Source organism: Isoptericola sp. MSGPD8_1_ISO-PGPR-S23-394, assembly GCF_058072785.1.
In genome coordinates this window covers 1-19,077 of record NZ_CM176517.1, presented here as the reverse complement: position 1 = coordinate 19,077, position 19,077 = coordinate 1, and the positions used below count along the sequence as shown (strand labels likewise).

The window sequence follows — 19,077 nt, the reverse complement described above, 5'->3', positions numbered from 1 at the left end:
CGCACGTGTCTCACGAGAACACGTCCATGCCGTCGGGGACGCTGGCGTACCGCAGCTCCTTGCCGCCGGTGTAGGCGGGCATCTCGATCAGGTCGTGCTGCTCGACCGCGTAGCCGAGGCCGATCCAGTCCACGTACTGCTGGTAGATCGCCACCCCCGGGGACGCCTCGAGAGCGGCCCGCAGGTCCTCGGGGTCACCGATCGCCTCGATGACGTACGGCGGGGAGAACACCTTGCCGTGCAGCAGCAGGATGTTCCCCGAGCAGCGGAAGGCGCTCGTCGAGGTCACCCGCTCGCCCTGGAGCGTCATCGACTCCGCGCCGCCGGCCCACAGGCCGTTGATGACGTGCTGCACGTCCTGCTGGTGCACGACCAGGTCGTCCGGGCGGACGTCCGGGTTGTCGAGCGCGGAGATCGGTGCGTCCTCGAGCGCGACGCTCACACCCTCGCCGGCGGCCGGCCACGCACCGGTGACCACCGACTCGCGGGCCCGCAGCTCGGGGTCGCGCCGCGGGACGTCGACGTCGACCTGCGCGCCGAGGCGCGCCACCTCCTCGTCGAGGGTGCTCACCTGCTCGGACAGCTCCTCCACCCGAGAGGACTCCGCGGCGACGACCGACGCGAGGTCGCCCGCGTGCCGGCTCTCCTGGCCGTCGGCGAGCCGGGCGCTGGCCGTGAAGAGCACGCCGGACAGGGCCAGCACGCACGCGACGGAGAGGCCCGAACGAAGCCGTGGCGACATCGCGATCCCCCTCCTGGTGCCGGTCCGGTACGACTGGCCACTACGCTAGACGAAAAACCCGTCGTCGGCGGTCGAGGACGATCCTCGGACGTCGCAGAGCACCCTGACAGGAGTCAGCCCGTGTCCGAGTCGCAGCCTGCCAAGAAGAAGTCCGACACCGGTGCGGACCCGGCCGCCCGGAAGTCGTCGGCCAACCCGCGCTGGCTCGTGCCCACGATGCTCGGCCTCATGCTCGCCGGGCTGGCCTGGATCGTCACCTACTACCTGACGAGCCAGAACCTCGGGCTGCCGGTGCCGCAGCTCGGCAACTGGAACCTCCTGGTCGGCTTCGTCCTCATCATCGCCGGGTTCTCCCTGACCACACGCTGGAAGTAGTCCGGCTGTACAAGTTCCACCGGTGTCATTCCACACCTGTGCATATCTCTGGGGATAACTCGTACGGGCCGGTTCAGAACAGCGCGAGGTAGCTCACCGACGAGTACTTCCACACCGACAGGGCGACGAGGACGACGCCGACGGCGGTCGGCAGCGCCCAGCCGACGAGCTTCTGCCTCTCCCGTGGCGCGGCCGCGTACCCGGCACCGATCGCCAGGCCGACGACGAGCCCGCCGACGTGTGCCTGCCACGCGATGTTCGGGACCAGGAACGGCAGCGCCATGTTGAGGGCGATGAGCACGACGATCTGACCGGCGTTGCGCCCCATCCGTCGCAGCACCGGGATGATGGCGCCGAAGAGGCCGAAGACGGCCCCCGAGGCGCCGACGACGCCGGTGTGCCAGCTCGGGTCGAGCGGGTCGGCGAGCAGCAGCACACCCACCGAACCGCCCAGCGCCGCGAGCAGGTACAGGGCGAGGAACCGGCCCCGTCCGAACGCCTGCTCGAGGAACGGCCCCACGAGCCACAGCGCGTACATGTTGAACAGGATGTGCAGCGGTGTGGTGGAGTGCAGGAAGGCCGCCGCGAGGAACCTCCACGGCTCGTCCTGGCCGACCGACGGCGCGAAGATCCACTGATCGGTCCAGGCGCCCGCCGTGGTGAGCTGCAGGACCCAGCTCACCACGCAGATCCCGATGATCGTCAGGGTGACGACGGGTCGCCCCCCGCGCACGGTCGCCCCGAACACGGTCCGGGCGCTCCTCGTGGTCCGGGCCGACTGCGCGACGCAGTCCACGCACTGGATGCCGACGGCGGCCGGCCGCTGGCACTCGGGACAGGTCGGCCGGCCGCAGCGCTGGCACCGCACGTACGCCACCCGGTCCGGGTGGCGTGGGCAGACCGGGGGAGCGTCGCCCGCGGGATCCGCGGGCGGCTGCTGCGGCGTGCTGATGGTGCGCCCCTCAGTCCTCGATGGTGACGCGCTCGATGACGATGTCCTCGACCGGACGGTCGCCCGGGCGGACCTTCGTCGAACCGATGGCGTCGACGACGGCGCGCGACTCGTCGTCGGCGACCTTGCCGAAGATGGTGTGCTTGCCGTTGAGCCAGGAGGTCTCGGTCGTGGTGATGAAGAACTGCGAGCCGTTGGTGCCCTCGGTCTCGCCCGTCACCGGGTTGCGGCGCTTGCCGGCGTTCGCCATGGCGAGCAGGTACTTCTGGTCGAAGACGAGCTCCGGGTGGATCTCGTCGTCGAACGTGTAGCCGGGGCCGCCCGTGCCGGTACCCAGGGGGTCACCGCCCTGCACCATGAAGTTGTCGATGACGCGGTGGAAGATGACACCGTCGTAGAGCGGGTCGTTGCGCTCGGCGCCCGTGCGGGGGTCGGTCCAGGTCTTGGTGCCCTGGGCGAGACCCGTGAAGTTCGCGACCGTCTTCGGCGCGTGGTTCGGGAACAGCTCGAGGCGGATGTCACCGGCGGAGGTGTGGAGAGTTGCGAACATGCGCCCATCCTCTCACCGCGGGCCCGGATGGTCGCCACCGGGCGTGTACCGGTGCGACCGTGCGCGACGAGTGGCAGAGTGGGCGCATGGTGCAGACCCCGAAGATCGACTCCGCCAAGGTGAAGGACTCTGCCGCGGAGGTCACGGCCGCTCTCGTCGGCGCGGGATCCCGTGCCGCAGACAGCGCCAAGGACGCCGCGGGACAGGCCAAGGACTGGGCCTCGCCGCGCGTGGACTCGTTCGTCGAGTGGCTCCGGCCACGCGTCGAGCAGGCGTGGAACGAGAGCGTCCAGGCCGCCGCGCCACGTGTCGAGCAGGCCGCAGGCAGGACCGGCCCGCTCGTCGACAGCGCCCACGACAAGATCGTGGACGAGTACCTGCCGAAGATCGTCGACGTGTTCAACGAGGCGGCGTCCCGCGCCGCCCTGACGACGGAAGAGGCCGCGAAGGCCGCGAAGAAGGCGGCCAAGGCCGCGGAGAAGTCCGCCCGCAAGGTGCAGCGCCGGTCCCGCCGTCGCAAGACGTTCGTGTGGACGGTGGTCATCGGTGGTGCGGCCGCCGCGGGCTACGCGTTCTACCGCCGGGCGCAGCCGCAGAACGACCCGTGGGCCGAGCCCTGGGAGCAGTCCACCGCCCCCGACTTCGACGGCGTGGCCCGTGATGCGCGGCACGTCGTCGGCGACGCGGCCGAGGCCGTGGGGGAGGCGGCCGGTGCCGCCGTCGCCAAGGGCAAGGAGGCGACGGAGAAGCTGTCCGGCCGGGCGTCCGAGGTGAAGGACGACGTCTCCGAGGCCGTGCAGGACGCCAAGGAGAAGACGGCGTCGCGTGCGTCCCGGGCCCGGAAGTCCACGACCGGCGCGGCCAAGGACGCGGTGGACGACACCACCGAGTCCGCCAAGAAGGCCACCGACGCCGCGCAGAAGAAGGCCGACGAGGCCGTCGACGCGGCGGACGATGCCGCCAAGAAGGCCACCGACGGCAAGCCGACCGACGACAAGAAGTAGTTCGCGACGCTCCGCGCAGCGAGGGCCTCCGTCCGTCCCGGGCGGGGGCTCTCGTGCTGCGGGGACTCTGCGCCCGCGGCCGTGGTCGCTCCCGCCCTCGGCCGACACCGGCCGCACCGCCGCCCGGTGCGCTCGTCCGCCGGGGGGCCGCCCGAAACGTTTAGCCCGTGGCGGTTCCCTGGCCGCAGGAAAGCGCCTCCCCCTAGAGTCGGAGGCGTCGTTTGGATCGATTCAATCGAGGCGACAGCGTGGCGACGGAGCACGCCGTCGCTGCGACGTGCCAGACCTTCGGCCGTGCCCGGCGCGGCCGTGCCATCTCACGAAGGAGTGAAGGTATGTCCAGGCGAAGAAGAAGAGCCGCCCTCGTGGCCGCACTCTCCGGCCTCACCGTCGCCGCGACGGGCGTCGGCGCGCTCAGCCCCGCGCACGCGGAACCGGTCCGCTACGAGGCCGAGACGGCGCCCGCCGTCTGCGACGGTGCCGTCGAGTCCAACCATGCGGGCCACTCGGGCAGCGGCTTCTGTAACACCGACAATGCCGTCGGAGCGGGCCTCGAGCTCACGCTCGACGCCGAGGGTGCCGGCACCGCCACCGTCGGCATCCGCTACGCCAACGGCGGCACGAACGACCGGCCGGCCGTCGTCGTGGTCGACGGCGCCACGGTCGCCACCGCCGCGCTGCCGCCGACGGGAGCCTGGGACACCTGGGCCACCCGCACCGTCACCTTCGCCGTCGACGCCGGCTCCAACGCCGTCCGCCTGTCCGCGACCAGCGGCGGCGGCCTGCCGAACATCGACTACCTCGAGGCCGACGTCGTCGTGGCGGCCACCCCCGAGCGGTACGAGGCCGAGGACGCGGTCTGCGACGGCGTCGTCGAGTCCAACCACGCGGGCCACTCGGGCAGCGGCTTCTGCAACACCGAGAACGCCGTCGGAGCCGGTGTCGAGCTCTCTGTCGAGGCCGCCGCGGCGGGCACGACGACGCTCGACGTCGGCTACGCCAACGGTGGATCGGGCAGCCGACCCGGAGAGGTCGTCGTCAACGGCACGCCGGTGCGGACCGCACAGTTCTCCGCCACCGGGGCCTGGACGAGCTGGGCGACCGAGACCGTCACCGTGGAGCTCGACGCGGGCGTCAACACGGTCGGCCTCCGGGCGGCCGGCGCGGACGGTCTGGCCAACATCGACTACCTGGACGTCACGGCCGGCGGGGCCGACCAGCCCGGCGGCGACGGCGCCTACGAGGTCGAGGCCCTGACCCGGGGCGTGAGCGTCCGGCCGACGAGCGACGGCAACCTGGTGAGCTGGCGCCTGCTCGGCACGGACGACCCGGGCGCGGCCTTCAACGTCTACCGGGACGGGCAGCGGCTCAACTCCTCTCCGCTCACCGGCGCCACGAACTACCGCGACTCCAGCGGCTCGTCGAGCTCGAGCTATGCGGTCGCCCCGGTGACCGGCGGGTCCGAGGGGGCGCGGGCGGCCACCGAGGCACGGTTCACCGCGGGCGGCTACCTCGACGTGCCGATCGACCGGCCCGGAAGCAACTACTCTGCGAACGACACCAGCGTCGGCGACCTCGACGGTGACGGCGACTACGAGTACATCGTCAAGTGGTACCCCGACAACGCCAAGGACAACTCCCAGTCCGGGTACACCGACAACACGATCATCGACGCCTACACCCTGGACGGCAGCCGCCTCTGGCGGATCGACCTGGGGCGCAACATCCGCTCGGGCGCCCACTACACGCAGTTCCAGGTCTACGACTACGACGGCGACGGCGACGCCGAGATCGCCATGAAGACCGCCGACGGAACGCGCGACGGCCAGGGGAACGTGATCGGCAGCGCCGGCGCCGACCACCGCAACTCGGGCGGCTACGTCCTGTCCGGCCCCGAGTACCTGACCGTCTTCGACGGGCGCACCGGCGCCGCGGTCGACACCGTCGACTACCAGCCGCCGCGCGGCAACGTCGCGAGCTGGGGCGACAGCTACGGCAACCGGGTCGACCGCTTCCTCGCCGGGACCGCCTACCTCGACGGGTCGAGCCCGTCCATGATCTTCGCACGGGGCTACTACACCCGCTCGGTCGTCTGGGCGGTCGACTTCGACGGGCAGAACCTGTCCACCCGGTGGATCTTCGACTCCGACGACCGGGGTTCGCAGTACCGCGGTCAGGGCGCCCACAGCCTGTCCATCGCCGACCTCGACGGCGACGGGCGCCAGGACGTCGTCTACGGCGCGATGGCGATCGACGCGGACGGTGACCCGCTGTGGAACACCCGTATGGGCCACGGCGACGCGCTGCACGTCTCCGACTTCGTGCCCGGCCGTCCGGGCCAGGAGGTGTACATGCCCCACGAGAGCAGCAGCGCCCCGTCCTCCAGCCTCGTCGGCGCGGACGGCACGGTCCTGTTCCAGACGAGCCCCGACGGCGACAACGGACGCGGCGTCGCCGCGAACGTCACCACCGCCAACCCCGGCGGCGAGTTCTGGTCGTCGAACGTGTCGGGGCTGCGCAACGCCTCCGGGAACACCGTGGGCTCCAAGCCGAGCTCGGCGAACTTCCTGGCCTGGTGGGACGGGGACGGCGAACGCGAGCTGCTTGACGGCACCCACGTGGACGACTACGACGACGGTCGCCTGCTGACCGCTTCCGGCGTCGGCACGAACAACGGGACCAAGTCGAATCCGGCCCTGTCGGGCGACCTCATCGGCGACTGGCGCGAGGAGGTCGTCTGGCGTACGAGCGACTCGTCGGCGCTCCGCATCTACGCCACGCCCTCCGTGACGGACCTGCGGATCCCCACGCTCATGCACGACCCGCAGTACCGCGTGGCGATCGCCTGGCAGAACACCGGCTACAACCAGCCGCCGCACCCCAGCTTCCACATCGGCAGCGAGGTCAGCAGCTACCCCTGGCCGGACATCCACACCCCGTAGCCGCGGGTTCCACGACGAAGGCCGCTGACCCCGTGGGGTCAGCGGCCTTCGTCAGGTCTGGTGGAGCCAGGGGGACTCGAACCCCCAACCCCCTGCTTGCAAAGCAGGTGCGCTACCAATTGCGCCATGGCCCCGGGAGGCGATCAGTCGAGGGAGTCGGTGACCTCGGTCCACAGGTCACGGTCGGCAGAGTCTGCCGAGACCCGGCGCCAGACGAGGTATCCCGCCGCGGCGGCGAGCAGGACGACGAACAGCTTCTTCATGCTGGACCTCCGCGTCTGCCAGGGAGTGGGGCTAGGAGGACTTGAACCTCCGACCTCTTCCTTATCAGGGAAGCGCTCTAACCGTCTGAGCTATAGCCCCTCCGCACGCGTCCGAAGAACGCGTGCAGCACGGAACATTACCGCACCGGGCGCTCCGCGCCCAAACCACGACGGGACCGTCAGGGTGTGACGTCCGTCGCGGCCTGCCGCGCCTCAGTCGTCGGTGAGAGTCAGGTGCACGCCACCGACCAACGCCGCGGTGATGTTGTACAGGATCGCCATGATGGTGGCGATCGCCGTGAACAGCACCATGTTCACCAGGGCGATGAGCGTCGACAGGGAAATCATGCGCTCGAACTCCACGAACTGCATGATGTCGATCGTCTGCGGCCCCATCGTCTCGATGAGGAACTCCTGGATGGTCGAGAAGGTCCCGAGGGAGTTCAGCGAGTACCAGACCACAGCGGTCGCGACGACGATCATGATGCCGATCGCGACGGACAGCAGGAACGCGAGCTTCATGATCGACCACGGGTCGATGCGCGAGACGGACAGCCGGACGCGCCGGGGGCTGCCGATCTCGGCCGGCGACGACGCCGACTGCGCGCCCGGCTGGGCGCCGCCACCGTACTGCGCACCGGCCGGGGGAGCGGCCTCGGCGGTGCCGTGGACGCCGCCCGCCGAGTAGTGCATCTCGGGCCGCGGGCCGCTCTGGGTGGAGCCCGCCGTCGGCTGGGGCGCGCCCGTCGGCGCGGTGGCGGCGTCGGGCGCCTCGGACCCGGTGCTCGACGACGCCGAGGCGGCCGACTGCACCTTCTTGGCGGCGTTGCGCGCCGCGGCGAGCGCGGCTGCCGCGGCCTTGACCGCGCCGTTCTTCTCGGCGGCGCCGTTCGCGGGCGCACCGGCGGACGACGTCGCCTCGGCCGATGTCGACGCGGCCGACGGGCCCTCCCCGGCGACGGCGTCCGACGAGGACCCCGCCGACGAGGTGTCGTCGGACGTCCGGGCACCGGTGGCCGACGTCGCGCCGTCCTTCTCCGGCGTCGTCGGCGCTGCGGGCACGGGCGGCACCTGCTGCGTGCTCTCCGCTGCGTCCGGCGTCGTCGGCGCTGCGGGCACGGGCGGCATCTGCTGCGTGCTCTCCGCTGCGTCCGTCGTCGTCGTCCCTGCCCGCCCCGCCGTGTTGTCGCTGGCCATCAGCTGTTCCCGTCTCCGGTCTCGTCCTGCTCGGGCGTGGTCGCCGCAGCGGCCCCGGCCGGGCCGCCGTCAGCGGCCTCTTCGTCCACGCTAACCGACACCACGTCCTCGCGACGCTCGACGTTCCGCGCGACGGCGATGATGCGGTCCTTCTTGTCGGGCTTGGCGAAGGTGACGCCCTGGGTCGTGCGACCCGTCAGGTTGACCTCGTCCACACGCGACCGGACGATCTTGCCACGCTCCATGATCACCAGGACCTCGGTGTCGGCATCCGTCACCAGGGCCCCCACAAGGTCTCCACGAGCCTCGACCAGGTTGGCGACCTTGATGCCGTATCCGTTGCGCCCCTGGATCCGGTAGTCGTCGATGCGGGTGCGCTTGGCGAAGCCGCCCTCGGTGACGACGAACAGGTCGGTGCCCGGGGTGACGACGTCGGCGTTGAGCAGCTCGTCGCCCTCGCGGAACTTCATGCCGGTCACGCCGGACGTCGCGCGGCCCATCGGGCGGAGCGTGTCGTCGTCGGCGGGGAAGCGGATCGACTGGCCCTTGCGCGAGACGAGGATGAGCTCGTCGTCGGCGTTCACCAGCCGGGCGGCCACGAGCTCGTCCGGGGTGCCGTCGTCGTCCTGGCGCAGGTTGATCGCGATGAGACCGCCGCTGCGCGGCGAGTCGTAGTCGCTCAGGCGGGTCTTCTTGACGAGCCCCCGGCGCGTGGCGAGCAGCAGGTACTCCGCGGCGTCGTAGTCGCGGACGGCGAGCACCTGGGCGATCTTCTCGTCGGGCTGCATCGCCAGCAGGTTCGCGACGTGCTGGCCCTTGGCGTCGCGCGCCTGCTCGGGCAGCTCGTAGCCCTTGACCCGGTAGACCCGCCCGGCGTCCGTGAAGAACAGCAGCCAGTGGTGGGTCGTGGTGACGAAGAAGTGGTCGACGATGTCGTCCTGGCGCAGCGTGGCGCCGCGCACGCCCTTCCCGCCGCGCCGCTGGGCCCGGTAGGAGTCGGTGCGGGTGCGCTTGGCGTAGCCGCCGTGCGTGATCGTGACGACCACGTCCTCCTCGGGGATGAGGTCCTCGATCGACATGTCGCCGTCGTAGGGGAGGATCGTCGTGCGGCGTTCGTCGCCCCACCGCTCGGTGACCTCGTCCAGCTCCGTGGCGACGATCTCGCGCTGGCGCGCCGGCTTGGCGAGGATGTCCTCGTACTCGAGGATCTCGGCCTTGAGCTTGGCGTGCTCGTCGAGGATCTGCTGCCGCTCGAGGGCCGCGAGCCGGCGCAGCTGCAGCGCGAGGATCGCGTTCGCCTGCGTCTCGTCGATCCCGAGCAGCTCCATGAGGCCGGACCGAGCCTGGTCGGCGTCGGGGGAGCGGCGGATGAGGGCGATGACGGCGTCGAGCGCGTCGAGGGCGCGCAGGTAGCCCTCGTAGATGTGGATCTTGTCCTGCGCCTCGCGCAGCAGGTAGGCGGTGCGCCGGCGCACGACCTCGATCTGGTGCTGCGTCCAGTGCCGGACGAACGCGTCGAGGCTCAGGGTGCGGGGCACCTCGTCGACGAGCGCGAGCATGTTCGCGCTGAAGTTGTCCTGCAGCTGGGTGTGCTTGTACAGGTTGTTCAGCACGACCTTCGCGACGGCGTCCCGCTTGAGCACGATGACCAGGCGCTGGCCCGTGCGTCCCGACGTCTCGTCACGGATGTCCGCGATGCCGGCGATCTTGCCGTCGTTGACGAGGTCGGCGATCTTGGTGGCGAGGTTGTCCGGGTTCACCATGTACGGCAGCTCGGTGATGACCAGGCAGATCCGGTTCTGGATCTCCTCGACGTTCACCACGGCGCGCATCGTGATCGAGCCGCGGCCCGTCCGGTACGCCTCCTCGATGCCCTTGGTCCCCAGGATCTGGGCGCCCGAGGGGAAGTCCGGCCCCTTGATCCGCTGCAGGAGCGCCGCCAGCAGCTCCTCCTTGGAGGCGTCCGGGTTGGCCAGGTGCCAGCGGACACCCTCGGCCACCTCGCGCAGGTTGTGCGGGGGGATGTTCGTGGCCATGCCGACGGCGATGCCCGCCGAGCCGTTGACCAGCAGGTTCGGGATCCGCGAGGGCAGGACCACCGGCTCCTGGGTCCGGCCGTCGTAGTTGTCCTGGAAGTCGACCGTGTCCTTGTCGATGTCCCGGACCATCTCGAGCGCCAGCGGGGCCATGCGGCACTCGGTGTACCGCGGGGCGGCCGCCGGGTCGTTGCCCGGGGAGCCGAAGTTCCCCTGCCCGGCGACCAGCGGGTACCGCAGCACCCAGTCCTGGACCAGGCGGACCAGCGTGTCGTAGATGGCCGTGTCGCCGTGCGGGTGGAACTTGCCCATGACGTCGCCGACGACGCGCGAGCACTTCGAGAAGGCGCGGTCCGGCCGATAGCCCCCGTCGTACATCGCGTAGAGCACACGGCGGTGCACCGGCTTGAGGCCGTCGCGCACGTCGGGCAGCGCTCGGCCGACGATGACGCTCATCGCGTAGTCGAGGTAGGAGCGCTGCATCTCGAGCTGCAGGTCCACCTGCTCGACCCGCCCGTGCTGGATCGCGGCCAGCGCGACGTCGTCGCCTGCCGGCACCTCCGCGGGGCCGTCGTTCTCGGGGCCGGGTGTCTCGTCCGTCACCGTGTCTCCGTTTCCTCCTGCGCCGCCCGGGCGCGGGTCCTGCCTCGATCAGTCCTGAAAGTTCTGTACAACTGCGCGCACATCGCGTGTACGCGCAGCTCCGGTCAGATGTCGAGGAACCGGACGTCCTTGGCGTTGCGCTGGATGAAGCTGCGGCGGGACTCGACGTCCTCGCCCATCAGCACCGAGAAGATCTCGTCCGCCGCGGCAGCGTCGTCGATGGTGACCTGCATCAACGTGCGGTGCTCGGGGTCCATCGTGGTGTCCCAGAGCTCCGTGTAGTCCATCTCGCCGAGACCCTTGTAGCGCTGGATCCCGTTCTCCTTGGGGATCCGCTTGCCCGCGGCGATGCCCTGCTCGAGGAACGCGTCGCGCTCCCGGTCGGAGTAGACGTAGTCGTGCGGGGCGTTGGTCCACTTGAGCCTGTACAGCGGCGGCTGCGCGAGGTACACGTGCCCCTGCTCGATGAGCGGGCGCATGTAGCGGAACAGCAGCGTCAGCAGGAGCGTGCAGATGTGCTGTCCGTCGACGTCGGCGTCGGCCATCAGCACGATCTTGTGATACCGCAGCTTGGCGATGTCGAAGTCCTCGCCGATGCCGGTGCCGAAGGCCGTGATCAGCGCCTGCACCTCGGCGTTGGACAGCGCCTTGTCCAGGCGGGCCCGCTCCACGTTGAGGATCTTGCCGCGCAGCGGCAGGATCGCCTGGTGGTGCGGGTCGCGGCCACGCACCGCCGAACCGCCGGCGGAGTCCCCCTCGACGATGTAGATCTCGCACGCCTCGGGACGGTTCGACTGGCAGTCCTTGAGCTTGCCGGGCATGCCGCCCGAGCTGAGGATCCCCTTGCGCCGCGTCGCCTCGCGCGCCTTGCGGGCCGCGATCCGCGCCTGCGACGCCGAGATGGCCTTGCGGATGATGTCGCGGGCCTCGTTCGGGTGGGAGTCGAACCAGTCGATCATCTTCTCGCGCACGACCCGCTGCACGAACGTCTTCGCCTCGGTGTTCCCGAGCTTCGTCTTGGTCTGGCCCTCGAACTGCGGCTCGCCCAGCTTGACACTCAGCACGGCGGTGAGTCCCTCGCGGATGTCGTCACCCGTGAGGTTCTCGTCCTTCTCCTTGAGGATCGCCTTGTCCCGGGCGTAGGAGTTGACGAGGCTCGTCATCGCCGCGCGGAACCCCTCCTCGTGCGTGCCGCCCTCCGTCGTCGAGATCGTGTTGGCGAACGTGTGCACCGACTCGCTGTAGGAGCTGGTCCACTGCATCGCGACCTCGAGCGAGATCTTCGCCGTGGTGTCCTCCGACTCGATGTCGATGATCTCGGGGTGGATGATCTCCGACCGCTTCGCCGCGTTGATGTGCTTGACGTAGTCGATGAGGCCGTCGTCGTACTTGTACGTGACGGTCCGCACCGCGCCGCCGTCGGACTCGGCGTCGTGCACCTCGTCGTCGGGGGACGCGGCGGCCGCGGCCGCTGCTGCCGCGTCCTGGTCCTCGAGCGCCGCCACCACCGCGGTGGTGTCCAGCGCTCCGGTGATCTCGTCCGGACCGGAGACGTGCTCGGCGCGCTCGTCGGTGAGCGTGATCCGCAGGCCCTTGTTGAGGAACGCGTACTGCTGGAACCGCGACCGGAGCGTCTCGAAGTCGTAGTCCGTCGTCTCGAAGATGGTGCCGTCGGCCCAGAACGTCTGGGTCGTGCCCGTCGCGTCCGTCGCCTCGAGCCGCTGCAGCTCGCCCACCGGCTCCCCGCCGTCGGCGAACTCCTGGCGCCACGCGTACCCGTCGCGACGCACCTCGGTGACGACCCGCGAGGAGAGCGCGTTGACGACGGAGATGCCCACGCCGTGCAGACCACCGGAGACGGCGTAGCCGCCGCCTCCGAACTTGCCGCCCGCGTGCAGGATCGTCATGACGACCTCGACCGTGGGACGACCCTCCGTCGGGTGCATCGCCACCGGGATCCCGCGGCCGTTGTCGACGACGCGGACGCCGCCGTCGGCCAGCAGGGTCACGTCGATCGTGTCCGCGTGGCCCGCCAACGCCTCGTCGACCGAGTTGTCCACGACCTCGTACACGAGGTGGTGCAACCCTCGCGCGCCGGTGGACCCGATGTACATGCCGGGTCGCTTGCGTACTGCCTCGAGACCCTCGAGGACGGTGATGTTCCCGGCGTCGTAGCTGCCGTCGGATCGCTGAGCCACAGGCTGGAGCACTCCTCGTCGTCCAGGCACGCGACGGTGTCCCGGACCGAGGTCCGGGCCGCAGCACGAGGACAGGCACGGGTGTGCCGGCTGCGGGTCGGTGCCGTGCGCCGCCGGGAGACCGTCGGGGCCCGAGCGGTCGACGACCGGCCTGGCACCTCACGGACAGGTCGGTCGGGTCGAACGTCGCGGGCCCGGATCACCGCCCGGGGACACCCGCCCAGTCTACCGGAGATCCGCAGGAAATCGCGGCCACCAGGCTCTGGCGCGTGTGCCGTGCCACACGTTGTCCACAGGTTTCTCCACACCGCCCGGGACGCCGGTCAGCCGAAGGTGTCGCCGGGCCCCGGACCCCGCACCGACCGGCGTCCCCGGCGGAAGCTCGGACCCGCCGGACCGAGCACCGTCACCTTCTCCACGACGCCCTCGCCGACCTCCTCGTCGAGGCGGCGCATGAGGGTCGGGACCAGCAGACGCACCTGCGTCGCCCACGCTGTGGAGTCGGCCCGCACCACGAGCACCTTGTCCTCGAATGTCTCGGGCGTGCAGTGGTCCGCCACCTGGTCGCCCACCACCTCGCGCCAGCGGCCGATCACCCCGCCGACGGAGACCTCCTCGTGCCAACCCTTGTCCCGCAGCAGGCGGGCCACCACGTCAGAGACCAGGCGCGGGTCCCGCGCGTTCGGGCCCTTGCCGGGGTCCTTGCGTGGCTCGGCCAGCGCCGAACGGCGCGACGGCGACCCCGGACGCAGGCCCTTGGCCCGCGCGGCCGCCTTCGCCCGGTTGAGAGCCTCCCGGGCGACCTCCGCCGGCGGTGTCAGCTCCGTCCGCTCCACGATCGGCCGCGGGTCGCGCTCCCGGGGGACACCTGGCAGGTCCTCGTCGTCCGCGCGCCCGCCGTCGGCACCGTCACCGGGAGGCTCAGACACGCCGCACCTGGCCGGGCGTGACCTCGAACCGGGCACCCATCAGCCGCTCCGGCACGTCCTGCGGGACCGCGGCCGTCACGAGCACCTGGCGGGCCTCGGCCACGAGCTCGGCCAACCGCTCCCGGCGGCGGACGTCGAGCTCGGCGAAGACGTCGTCGAGGATGAGGACGGGGTCCGCGTCCGACCCGTGGTCCGGGTCCCAGAACACGCCCGCGGTCTCGATCGGCTCCGTACCCCCGCCGAGCAGCCGGAAGGCGGCCAGCCGCAGCGCGAGCGCCACCGACCACGACTCCCCGTGGCTGGCGTACCCCTTCGCGGGGAGGTCGCCCAGGGCGAGGAGCAGGTCGTCCCGGTGCGGGCCCACCAGGCTCTGGCCCCGCTCGATCTCCTGCGGACGCTGCGCCTCGATCGCCGTGGCCAGGAGCTTCTCGAGCTCCTCCGGCGCGGCAGGTGCCGGCGGCGCCGCGGACGCCTCGGCACGGTCCGGGTCGTCCGGGAGCACCGCCGAGCGGTACCGGACCCGTGCCACGCTGTCCGCGTCGCTGACCTGCTCGTACGCGGTGGCCACCAGCGGCTCGAGCGCACGGACGAGCGCCGTCCGCCAGGCCAGCACCTGACCGCCGAGCTGAGCGGCCCGGGCGTCCCAGACCTCCAGCGCCGACAGGTCCGGGTGGCGGCCGGCGGCCCGGTGGCCGCGCAGCGACTTCAGCAGCGCGGACCGCTGGCGGACCACCCGCTCGTAGTCGGACAGCACCCCCGCGGCCCGGGGGAGGAGCTGGACGACGAGCTGGTCGAGGAACCGGCGACGCCCGTCGGGGTCGCCCTTGACGAGCGCCAGGTCCTCCGGGGCGAACAGCACCGTGCGCAGGATCCCCAGCACGTCGCGCGCACGGCCCAGCTGTCCGCGGTTGACCCGGGCGCGGTTCGCCTTGCCGGCCGTGATCTCGAGCTCCACGGTCGAGGCGCGCTCGCCGCGGACCACCCGGGTGCGCACGACGGCGCGCTCGGCACCCGCTCGCACGAGCGGGGTGTCGTTCGCGACCCGGTGGCTCCCGAGCGTCGCCACGTACCCCAGCGCCTCGACCAGGTTCGTCTTGCCGCGGCCGTTGCGCCCGACGAAGGCGTTGGGCCCGGGCTCGAGCTCGACGTCGACGGCCTCGTAGGAGCGGAAGTCGAGCAGGGACAGGTGCGAGACGTACATGACTCCAGTGTCGCGCGGGCTACTCGGCCGAGGGCTTCGTCGCGTGCCCGCCGAACTGCTGGCGCAGCGCCGCGACCGCCTTCATGGCCGGGGAGTCGTCCTGGCGCGAGGCGAAACGGGAGAACAGCGCGGCGGAGATCACCGGCAGGGGCACGGCGTTGTCGATCGCCTCGTCGACCGTCCACCGACCCTCGCCCGAGTCCGCGACCCAGTCGTCGATGGCCTCCAGCCGCGGGTCCTCCTCGAGCGCCTTCACCATCAGGTCGAGCAGCCACGAGCGCACGACGGTGCCACGCTTCCAGGCCCGCATCGTGCCGTGGACGTCCGTGACGACGTCGGACTTCGCCGACAGCAGCTCGTAGCCCTCGGCATAGGCCTGCATGAGCCCGTACTCGATGCCGTTGTGGACCATCTTCGCGAAGTGGCCGGCACCGACGTTGCCCGCGTGCACGAAACCCTCGTCGCGCGGACCCTCCGGACGCAGGGCGTCGAAGACCGGCATGAGCAGCTCGACGTGAGCGGCGTCGCCGCCGCACATCAGGCCGTAGCCATTCTCCAGGCCCCAGATGCCGCCGGACACCCCGACGTCGACGTAGCCGATGCCACGGTCCGCCAGCTCGGCAGCCCGCGCCTGGTCCTCCGGGTAGTGGGAGTTGCCGCCCTCGACGACGACGTCACCGTCCCCGAGGAGCTCACCGAGCTCCTGGACGACGCCTCGCGTCGGGTCACCGGCGGGCACCATGACCCACACGACGCGTCGTGGGCCGGGCAGCGCCTCGACCAGCGCGGCGAGGCTCTCGACGTCGGACACCTCGGGACGGGGGTCGTAGCCCGTCACCTCGATGCCGGCGCGGCGCAGGCGCTCGCGCATGTTGTTGCCCATCTTGCCCAGACCGACCAGACCCATGTGGCTGACCATGTGGAACCTCCGAGGTGGCGTCGCAGCGAGCGTACGGGCCGTGCCGTCCCGGCGCGCGACGGCCGGGACGGCACGGCCTCAGGACGAGAAGCGGATGGGGACCAGCAGGTAGCGGTAGGCCGAGGAGTCCTCGCCGTCCAGAGACTCCTGGCCGGTGAACTCGACCGGCTTGTTCGGGTGGGTGAACGACATCCGCACGAAGTCGGTGCCCAGGGCGCCGAGCCCGTCCAGCAGGAACTGCGGGTTGAAGGCCACCTGGATGTCCTCCCCGACCAGCACCGCCTCCAGGGCCTCGGACGCCTGGGCGTCGTCCCCCTGGCCGGCGTCGAGCACGACCTGGCCCTCGGAGAAGGCGAGCCGGATCGGCGTGTTGCGCTCGGCGACGAGCGAGACGCGCTTGGCGGCGTCGATGAGCGCCTGGGTGGGGACGACGGCGTGGATCGGCGTCGCGTCCGGGAACAGCCGGCGCACGGCGGGGTAGTCCCCGTCGACCAGCTGCGACGTGGTGTGCCAGCCGCCGGCCTCGAACCCGATGAGGTCCACACCCTCACCGGTGGACAGCCCGACGTTGACCTGCCCGCCGGCGGTGCCGAGCGACTTGGCGACGTCGTTGAGCGTGCGGGCGCGCACCAGCGCCACGGCGGAGTAGCCCGGGGTGGCGGGGGTCCAGGTGAGCTCGCGCAGCGCGAGGCGGTAGCGGTCGGTCGCGAGGAGCGTGATGCGCTCACCCTCGATCTCCATCCGCACACCGGTCAGCAGCGGCAGGGTGTCGTCCCGGCTCGCGGCAACGCTCACCTGCGCGACGGCGTGGGTGAGGGCGTCGCCGGTGACGGTCCCGGAGAGCTCGGGCATCGAGGGCAGGGCCGGGTAGTCCTCGACGGGCATCGTCAGGAGGGTGAACCGGGAGGCCCCGCAGGTCAGGGCGACCTTGTTGCCCTCGAGGGTGACGTCCACCGGCTTGTTCGGCAGCGCGCGCGAGATCTCGGCGAGCAGGCGCCCGGACACGAGCACGGTGCCGTCCTCCGACACCTCCGCCGGGATCTCGGAGCGGGCGGAGACCTCGTAGTCGAAGCTCGCCAGGCCGATCGTGCCCGCGGTGCTCGCCTCGATGCGCACCCCGGCCAGGACCGGGGCCGGGGGCCTGGTGGGGAGGGTGCGGGCCGTCCAAGTCACGGCCTCGGCCAGGACGTCGCGTTCAACCCGGAACTTCATCCCACTCCTCAGTGTTCTCGTGCGGTGCGACGACATGCCTGGCAGCAGCGTCGTCGTCCGTGCAAACCCTACCGTGCCGGGGCCCGGCAGGACGGGTGCCAGGTTCTGCTCGACCGCCCGTCGAAGGCGTGTGGATCCCCTCTGAGAAAAAACCCGTTCATCGTCGTCGTAGGGGTTGTGGATCATGGGGAAAAGCGGTGTCAGGCCAGGTCAGAGCGGCCGCGTGCCTGTGGAGGGACCTGGGGGCGGACCTGTGGGCAACTCGGTGCCCCTGTGGGCGACGGTTTCTGTCCCCACAGGCGTCCACCGTTCGGCTGCCGTTCATCCACCGGTTTCCCGGCGTGTTCCACAGGCATCCACAGATTTGTCCACAGGTGTGCATCGCCTTTTCGGGCAGAGCGGACAAGTTGTCCACCGATGACGTCCACAGGATGGGGACAAAGCACCCGCGATGGCGGGCTGGCGGGCTCCGGGTTGTGGGAAACCCTGTGAACTCGAGTTCTCCACAGGCCTGTGGAGATGTGGATCAACCGCGGTGCTGCTGCTTGATGCGGCTCGTCAGCTCGGTGACCTGGTTGTACGTCGACCGCCGCTCCGCCATCTGCCCGGCGATCTTCTTGTTCGCATGCATGACGGTCGTGTGGTCCCGGCCGCCGAACTGCTGGCCGATCTTCGGCAGTGACAGGTCGGTCAGCTCGCGGCACAGGTACATCGCGATCTGGCGCGCGGTCACCAGGACCCGCGACCTCGACGTCCCGCACAGGTCGTCGATCGTCAGGCCGAAGTAGGCGGCCGTCTGCGCGATGACCATCGCCGGCGTGATCTCCGTGGCCTGGTCGTCGTCGGTGATGAGGTCCTTGAGCACGATCTCGGTGAGCGCGAGGTCCACCTGCTGCTTGTTGAGGTTGGCGAACGCCGTCACCCGGATCAGGGCGCCCTCGAGCTCACGGATGTTCGTCGAGATCCGCGAGCCGATGTAGCTCAGCACCTCCGCGGGGACGTCCAGGCGTTCGCTCGCCGCCTTCTTGCGCAGGATGGCGATCCGCGTCTCGAGGTCCGGGGGCTGGACGTCGGTGATGAGGCCCCACTCGAACCGCGACCGCAGCCGGTCCTCGAACCCGTCGAGCTGCTTGGGCGGCACGTCGGACGTGATGACGACCTGCTTGTCCGCGTTGTGCAGCGCGTTGAACGTGTGGAAGAACTCCTCCATCGTCTGTTCCTTGCCCTGCAGGAACTGGATGTCGTCGATGAGGAGCACGTCCACGTCGCGGTAGCGGCGCTGGAAGGCCCCGGTGCGGCCCTCGCCGATGCTGTTGATGAAGTCGTTGGTGAACTCCTCGGAGTTCACGTACCGCACGCGCACGTGCGGGTAGAGGTTGTGCGCGTAGTGACCGATCGCGTGCAGCAGGTGGGTCTTGCCCAGACCGGAGTCCCCGTAGATGAAGAGCGGGTTGTAGGCCTTGGCAGGAGCCTCGGCGACGGCGACGGCGGCCGCGTGGGCGAACCGGTTGGACGACCCGATGACGAACGTCTCGAAGATGTACTTCGGGTTGAGCCGGGTGGGTTCGGCCGCTTCCTTGCGCGCCGGGGGAGCTGGACGCACCACCTCGGCACGGTCGGGGCCTGACTCGGGCTCCTCCGGCGGCGGGGTGTAGTCCTGCGTGGGACCGGTGAGGGACTCGTGGCTCAGCTCGGGGTCGACGGTGATGCCGAAGCGGATGTCGCGACCGAGGGTCGAGGACATCGCCGAGACGAGCTGGTCGCGCACGCTGGTCTCGAGATAGTTCCGCGTCTGCTCGTGGGGGACCGCGATGAAGACCGTGTCCTCGAGGATCGCCATCGGCTTGGCGAGCTTGATGAACGCCAGCTGGCGCTGGGTCATGTCCGATCGCGCCTCGAGCGTCGCCAGCGTCTGTGCCCAGACCTCGGTGATGTTGGTGTCGGGCTGGGGCAC

General features: G+C 70.7%; 15 protein-coding genes and 2 tRNA genes. 3 read left to right on the top strand and 14 right to left on the bottom strand.

The genetic code is table 11. From position 1 onward, the window contains the following. Nucleotides 1-10: 10 nt before the first annotated feature. Nucleotides 11-742, bottom strand: a complete 732-nt coding sequence (locus tag AC3RJ8_RS00085; protein ID WP_489713945.1) for a DUF881 domain-containing protein — start codon at nt 740-742, stop codon at nt 11-13. A gap of 120 nt (nt 743-862) precedes the next feature. Between AC3RJ8_RS00085 and AC3RJ8_RS00080 the strand changes: the two genes are divergently transcribed. Further along, entirely contained in the window at nt 863-1,117 is a 255-nt protein-coding gene (locus tag AC3RJ8_RS00080) for a cell division protein CrgA (protein WP_407319939.1), read from the top strand. 73 nt (nt 1,118-1,190) lie between these two features. Here the strand turns inward: AC3RJ8_RS00080 and AC3RJ8_RS00075 are convergent, their stop codons facing one another. Together AC3RJ8_RS00075 and AC3RJ8_RS00070 are read right to left on the bottom strand one after the other, a co-directional pair. Beyond that, complete coding sequence (locus tag AC3RJ8_RS00075) at nt 1,191-1,865, bottom strand: rhomboid family intramembrane serine protease (RefSeq protein WP_489713944.1); 675 nt, start codon at nt 1,863-1,865, stop codon at nt 1,191-1,193. Between the two features lie 214 nt (nt 1,866-2,079). After that, nucleotides 2,080-2,619, bottom strand: coding sequence for a peptidylprolyl isomerase (locus AC3RJ8_RS00070; RefSeq protein ID WP_407319937.1), 540 nt, complete (start codon nt 2,617-2,619; stop codon nt 2,080-2,082). Nucleotides 2,620-2,705: 86 nt separating this feature from the next. Between AC3RJ8_RS00070 and AC3RJ8_RS00065 the strand changes: the two genes are divergently transcribed. Continuing rightward, a complete protein-coding gene (locus tag AC3RJ8_RS00065; protein ID WP_489713943.1) occupies nt 2,706-3,623 on the top strand; it encodes a hypothetical protein in 918 nt (305 codons plus the stop codon). A gap of 365 nt (nt 3,624-3,988) precedes the next feature. Then, nucleotides 3,989-6,565, top strand: a complete 2,577-nt coding sequence (locus AC3RJ8_RS00060; RefSeq protein WP_489713942.1) for a rhamnogalacturonan lyase family protein — start codon at nt 3,989-3,991, stop codon at nt 6,563-6,565. Nucleotides 6,566-6,623: 58 nt separating this feature from the next. On the opposite strand, the gene AC3RJ8_RS00055 is transcribed toward AC3RJ8_RS00060, so the two are convergent. The 11 genes from AC3RJ8_RS00055 to dnaA form a co-directional block, all read right to left on the bottom strand. Continuing rightward, nucleotides 6,624-6,699: transfer RNA gene (locus AC3RJ8_RS00055), tRNA-Ala, on the bottom strand. A gap of 9 nt (nt 6,700-6,708) precedes the next feature. Next, complete coding sequence (locus tag AC3RJ8_RS00050; RefSeq protein WP_277213898.1) at nt 6,709-6,828, bottom strand: DLW-39 family protein; 120 nt, start codon at nt 6,826-6,828, stop codon at nt 6,709-6,711. Nucleotides 6,829-6,854: 26 nt separating this feature from the next. Beyond that, nucleotides 6,855-6,928: transfer RNA gene (locus AC3RJ8_RS00045), tRNA-Ile, on the bottom strand. Nucleotides 6,929-7,041: 113 nt separating this feature from the next. Then, nucleotides 7,042-8,025, bottom strand: coding sequence for a DUF3566 domain-containing protein (locus AC3RJ8_RS00040; RefSeq protein ID WP_489713941.1), 984 nt, complete (start codon nt 8,023-8,025; stop codon nt 7,042-7,044). Beyond that, complete coding sequence (gene gyrA / locus AC3RJ8_RS00035; RefSeq protein WP_489713940.1) at nt 8,025-10,664, bottom strand: DNA gyrase subunit A; 2,640 nt, start codon at nt 10,662-10,664, stop codon at nt 8,025-8,027. The genes AC3RJ8_RS00040 and gyrA overlap by 1 nt, the downstream gene beginning before the upstream one ends. 104 nt (nt 10,665-10,768) lie before the next feature. Continuing rightward, entirely contained in the window at nt 10,769-12,862 is a 2,094-nt protein-coding gene (gene gyrB, locus AC3RJ8_RS00030; RefSeq protein ID WP_489713939.1) for a DNA topoisomerase (ATP-hydrolyzing) subunit B, read from the bottom strand. Between the two features lie 323 nt (nt 12,863-13,185). Next, complete coding sequence (locus AC3RJ8_RS00025; RefSeq protein ID WP_489715668.1) at nt 13,186-13,701, bottom strand: DciA family protein; 516 nt, start codon at nt 13,699-13,701, stop codon at nt 13,186-13,188. An 82-nt stretch (nt 13,702-13,783) separates the two neighbouring features. Further along, nucleotides 13,784-14,992, bottom strand: a complete 1,209-nt coding sequence (gene recF / locus AC3RJ8_RS00020) for a DNA replication/repair protein RecF (protein ID WP_489713938.1) — start codon at nt 14,990-14,992, stop codon at nt 13,784-13,786. A 19-nt stretch (nt 14,993-15,011) separates the two neighbouring features. Beyond that, nucleotides 15,012-15,911 (bottom strand): phosphogluconate dehydrogenase (NAD(+)-dependent, decarboxylating), encoded by a 900-nt coding sequence (gene gnd / locus AC3RJ8_RS00015; RefSeq protein WP_489713937.1) that lies wholly within the window; start codon nt 15,909-15,911, stop codon nt 15,012-15,014. 78 nt (nt 15,912-15,989) lie between these two features. Beyond that, nucleotides 15,990-17,123, bottom strand: a complete 1,134-nt coding sequence (gene dnaN / locus AC3RJ8_RS00010) for a DNA polymerase III subunit beta (RefSeq protein ID WP_489713936.1) — start codon at nt 17,121-17,123, stop codon at nt 15,990-15,992. Between the two features lie 526 nt (nt 17,124-17,649). Next, entirely contained in the window at nt 17,650-19,077 is a 1,428-nt protein-coding gene (gene dnaA, locus AC3RJ8_RS00005; RefSeq protein WP_489713935.1) for a chromosomal replication initiator protein DnaA, read from the bottom strand.

What these genes read in the sequence shown, in the direction of transcription:
- AC3RJ8_RS00085 (WP_489713945.1), bottom strand. Translation starts at nt 742, where the DNA reads ATGTCGCCACGGCTTCGTTCGGGCCTCTCCGTCGCGTGCGTGCTGGCC.
- AC3RJ8_RS00070 (WP_407319937.1), bottom strand. Translation starts at nt 2,619, where the DNA reads ATGTTCGCAACTCTCCACACCTCCGCCGGTGACATCCGCCTCGAGCTG.
- AC3RJ8_RS00065 (WP_489713943.1), top strand. Translation starts at nt 2,706, where the DNA reads ATGGTGCAGACCCCGAAGATCGACTCCGCCAAGGTGAAGGACTCTGCC.
- AC3RJ8_RS00050 (WP_277213898.1), bottom strand. Translation starts at nt 6,828, where the DNA reads ATGAAGAAGCTGTTCGTCGTCCTGCTCGCCGCCGCGGCGGGATACCTC.
- AC3RJ8_RS00040 (WP_489713941.1), bottom strand. Translation starts at nt 8,025, where the DNA reads ATGGCCAGCGACAACACGGCGGGGCGGGCAGGGACGACGACGACGGAC.
- recF (WP_489713938.1), bottom strand. Translation starts at nt 14,992, where the DNA reads ATGTACGTCTCGCACCTGTCCCTGCTCGACTTCCGCTCCTACGAGGCC.
- gnd (WP_489713937.1), bottom strand. Translation starts at nt 15,911, where the DNA reads ATGGTCAGCCACATGGGTCTGGTCGGTCTGGGCAAGATGGGCAACAAC.
- dnaN (WP_489713936.1), bottom strand. Translation starts at nt 17,123, where the DNA reads ATGAAGTTCCGGGTTGAACGCGACGTCCTGGCCGAGGCCGTGACTTGG.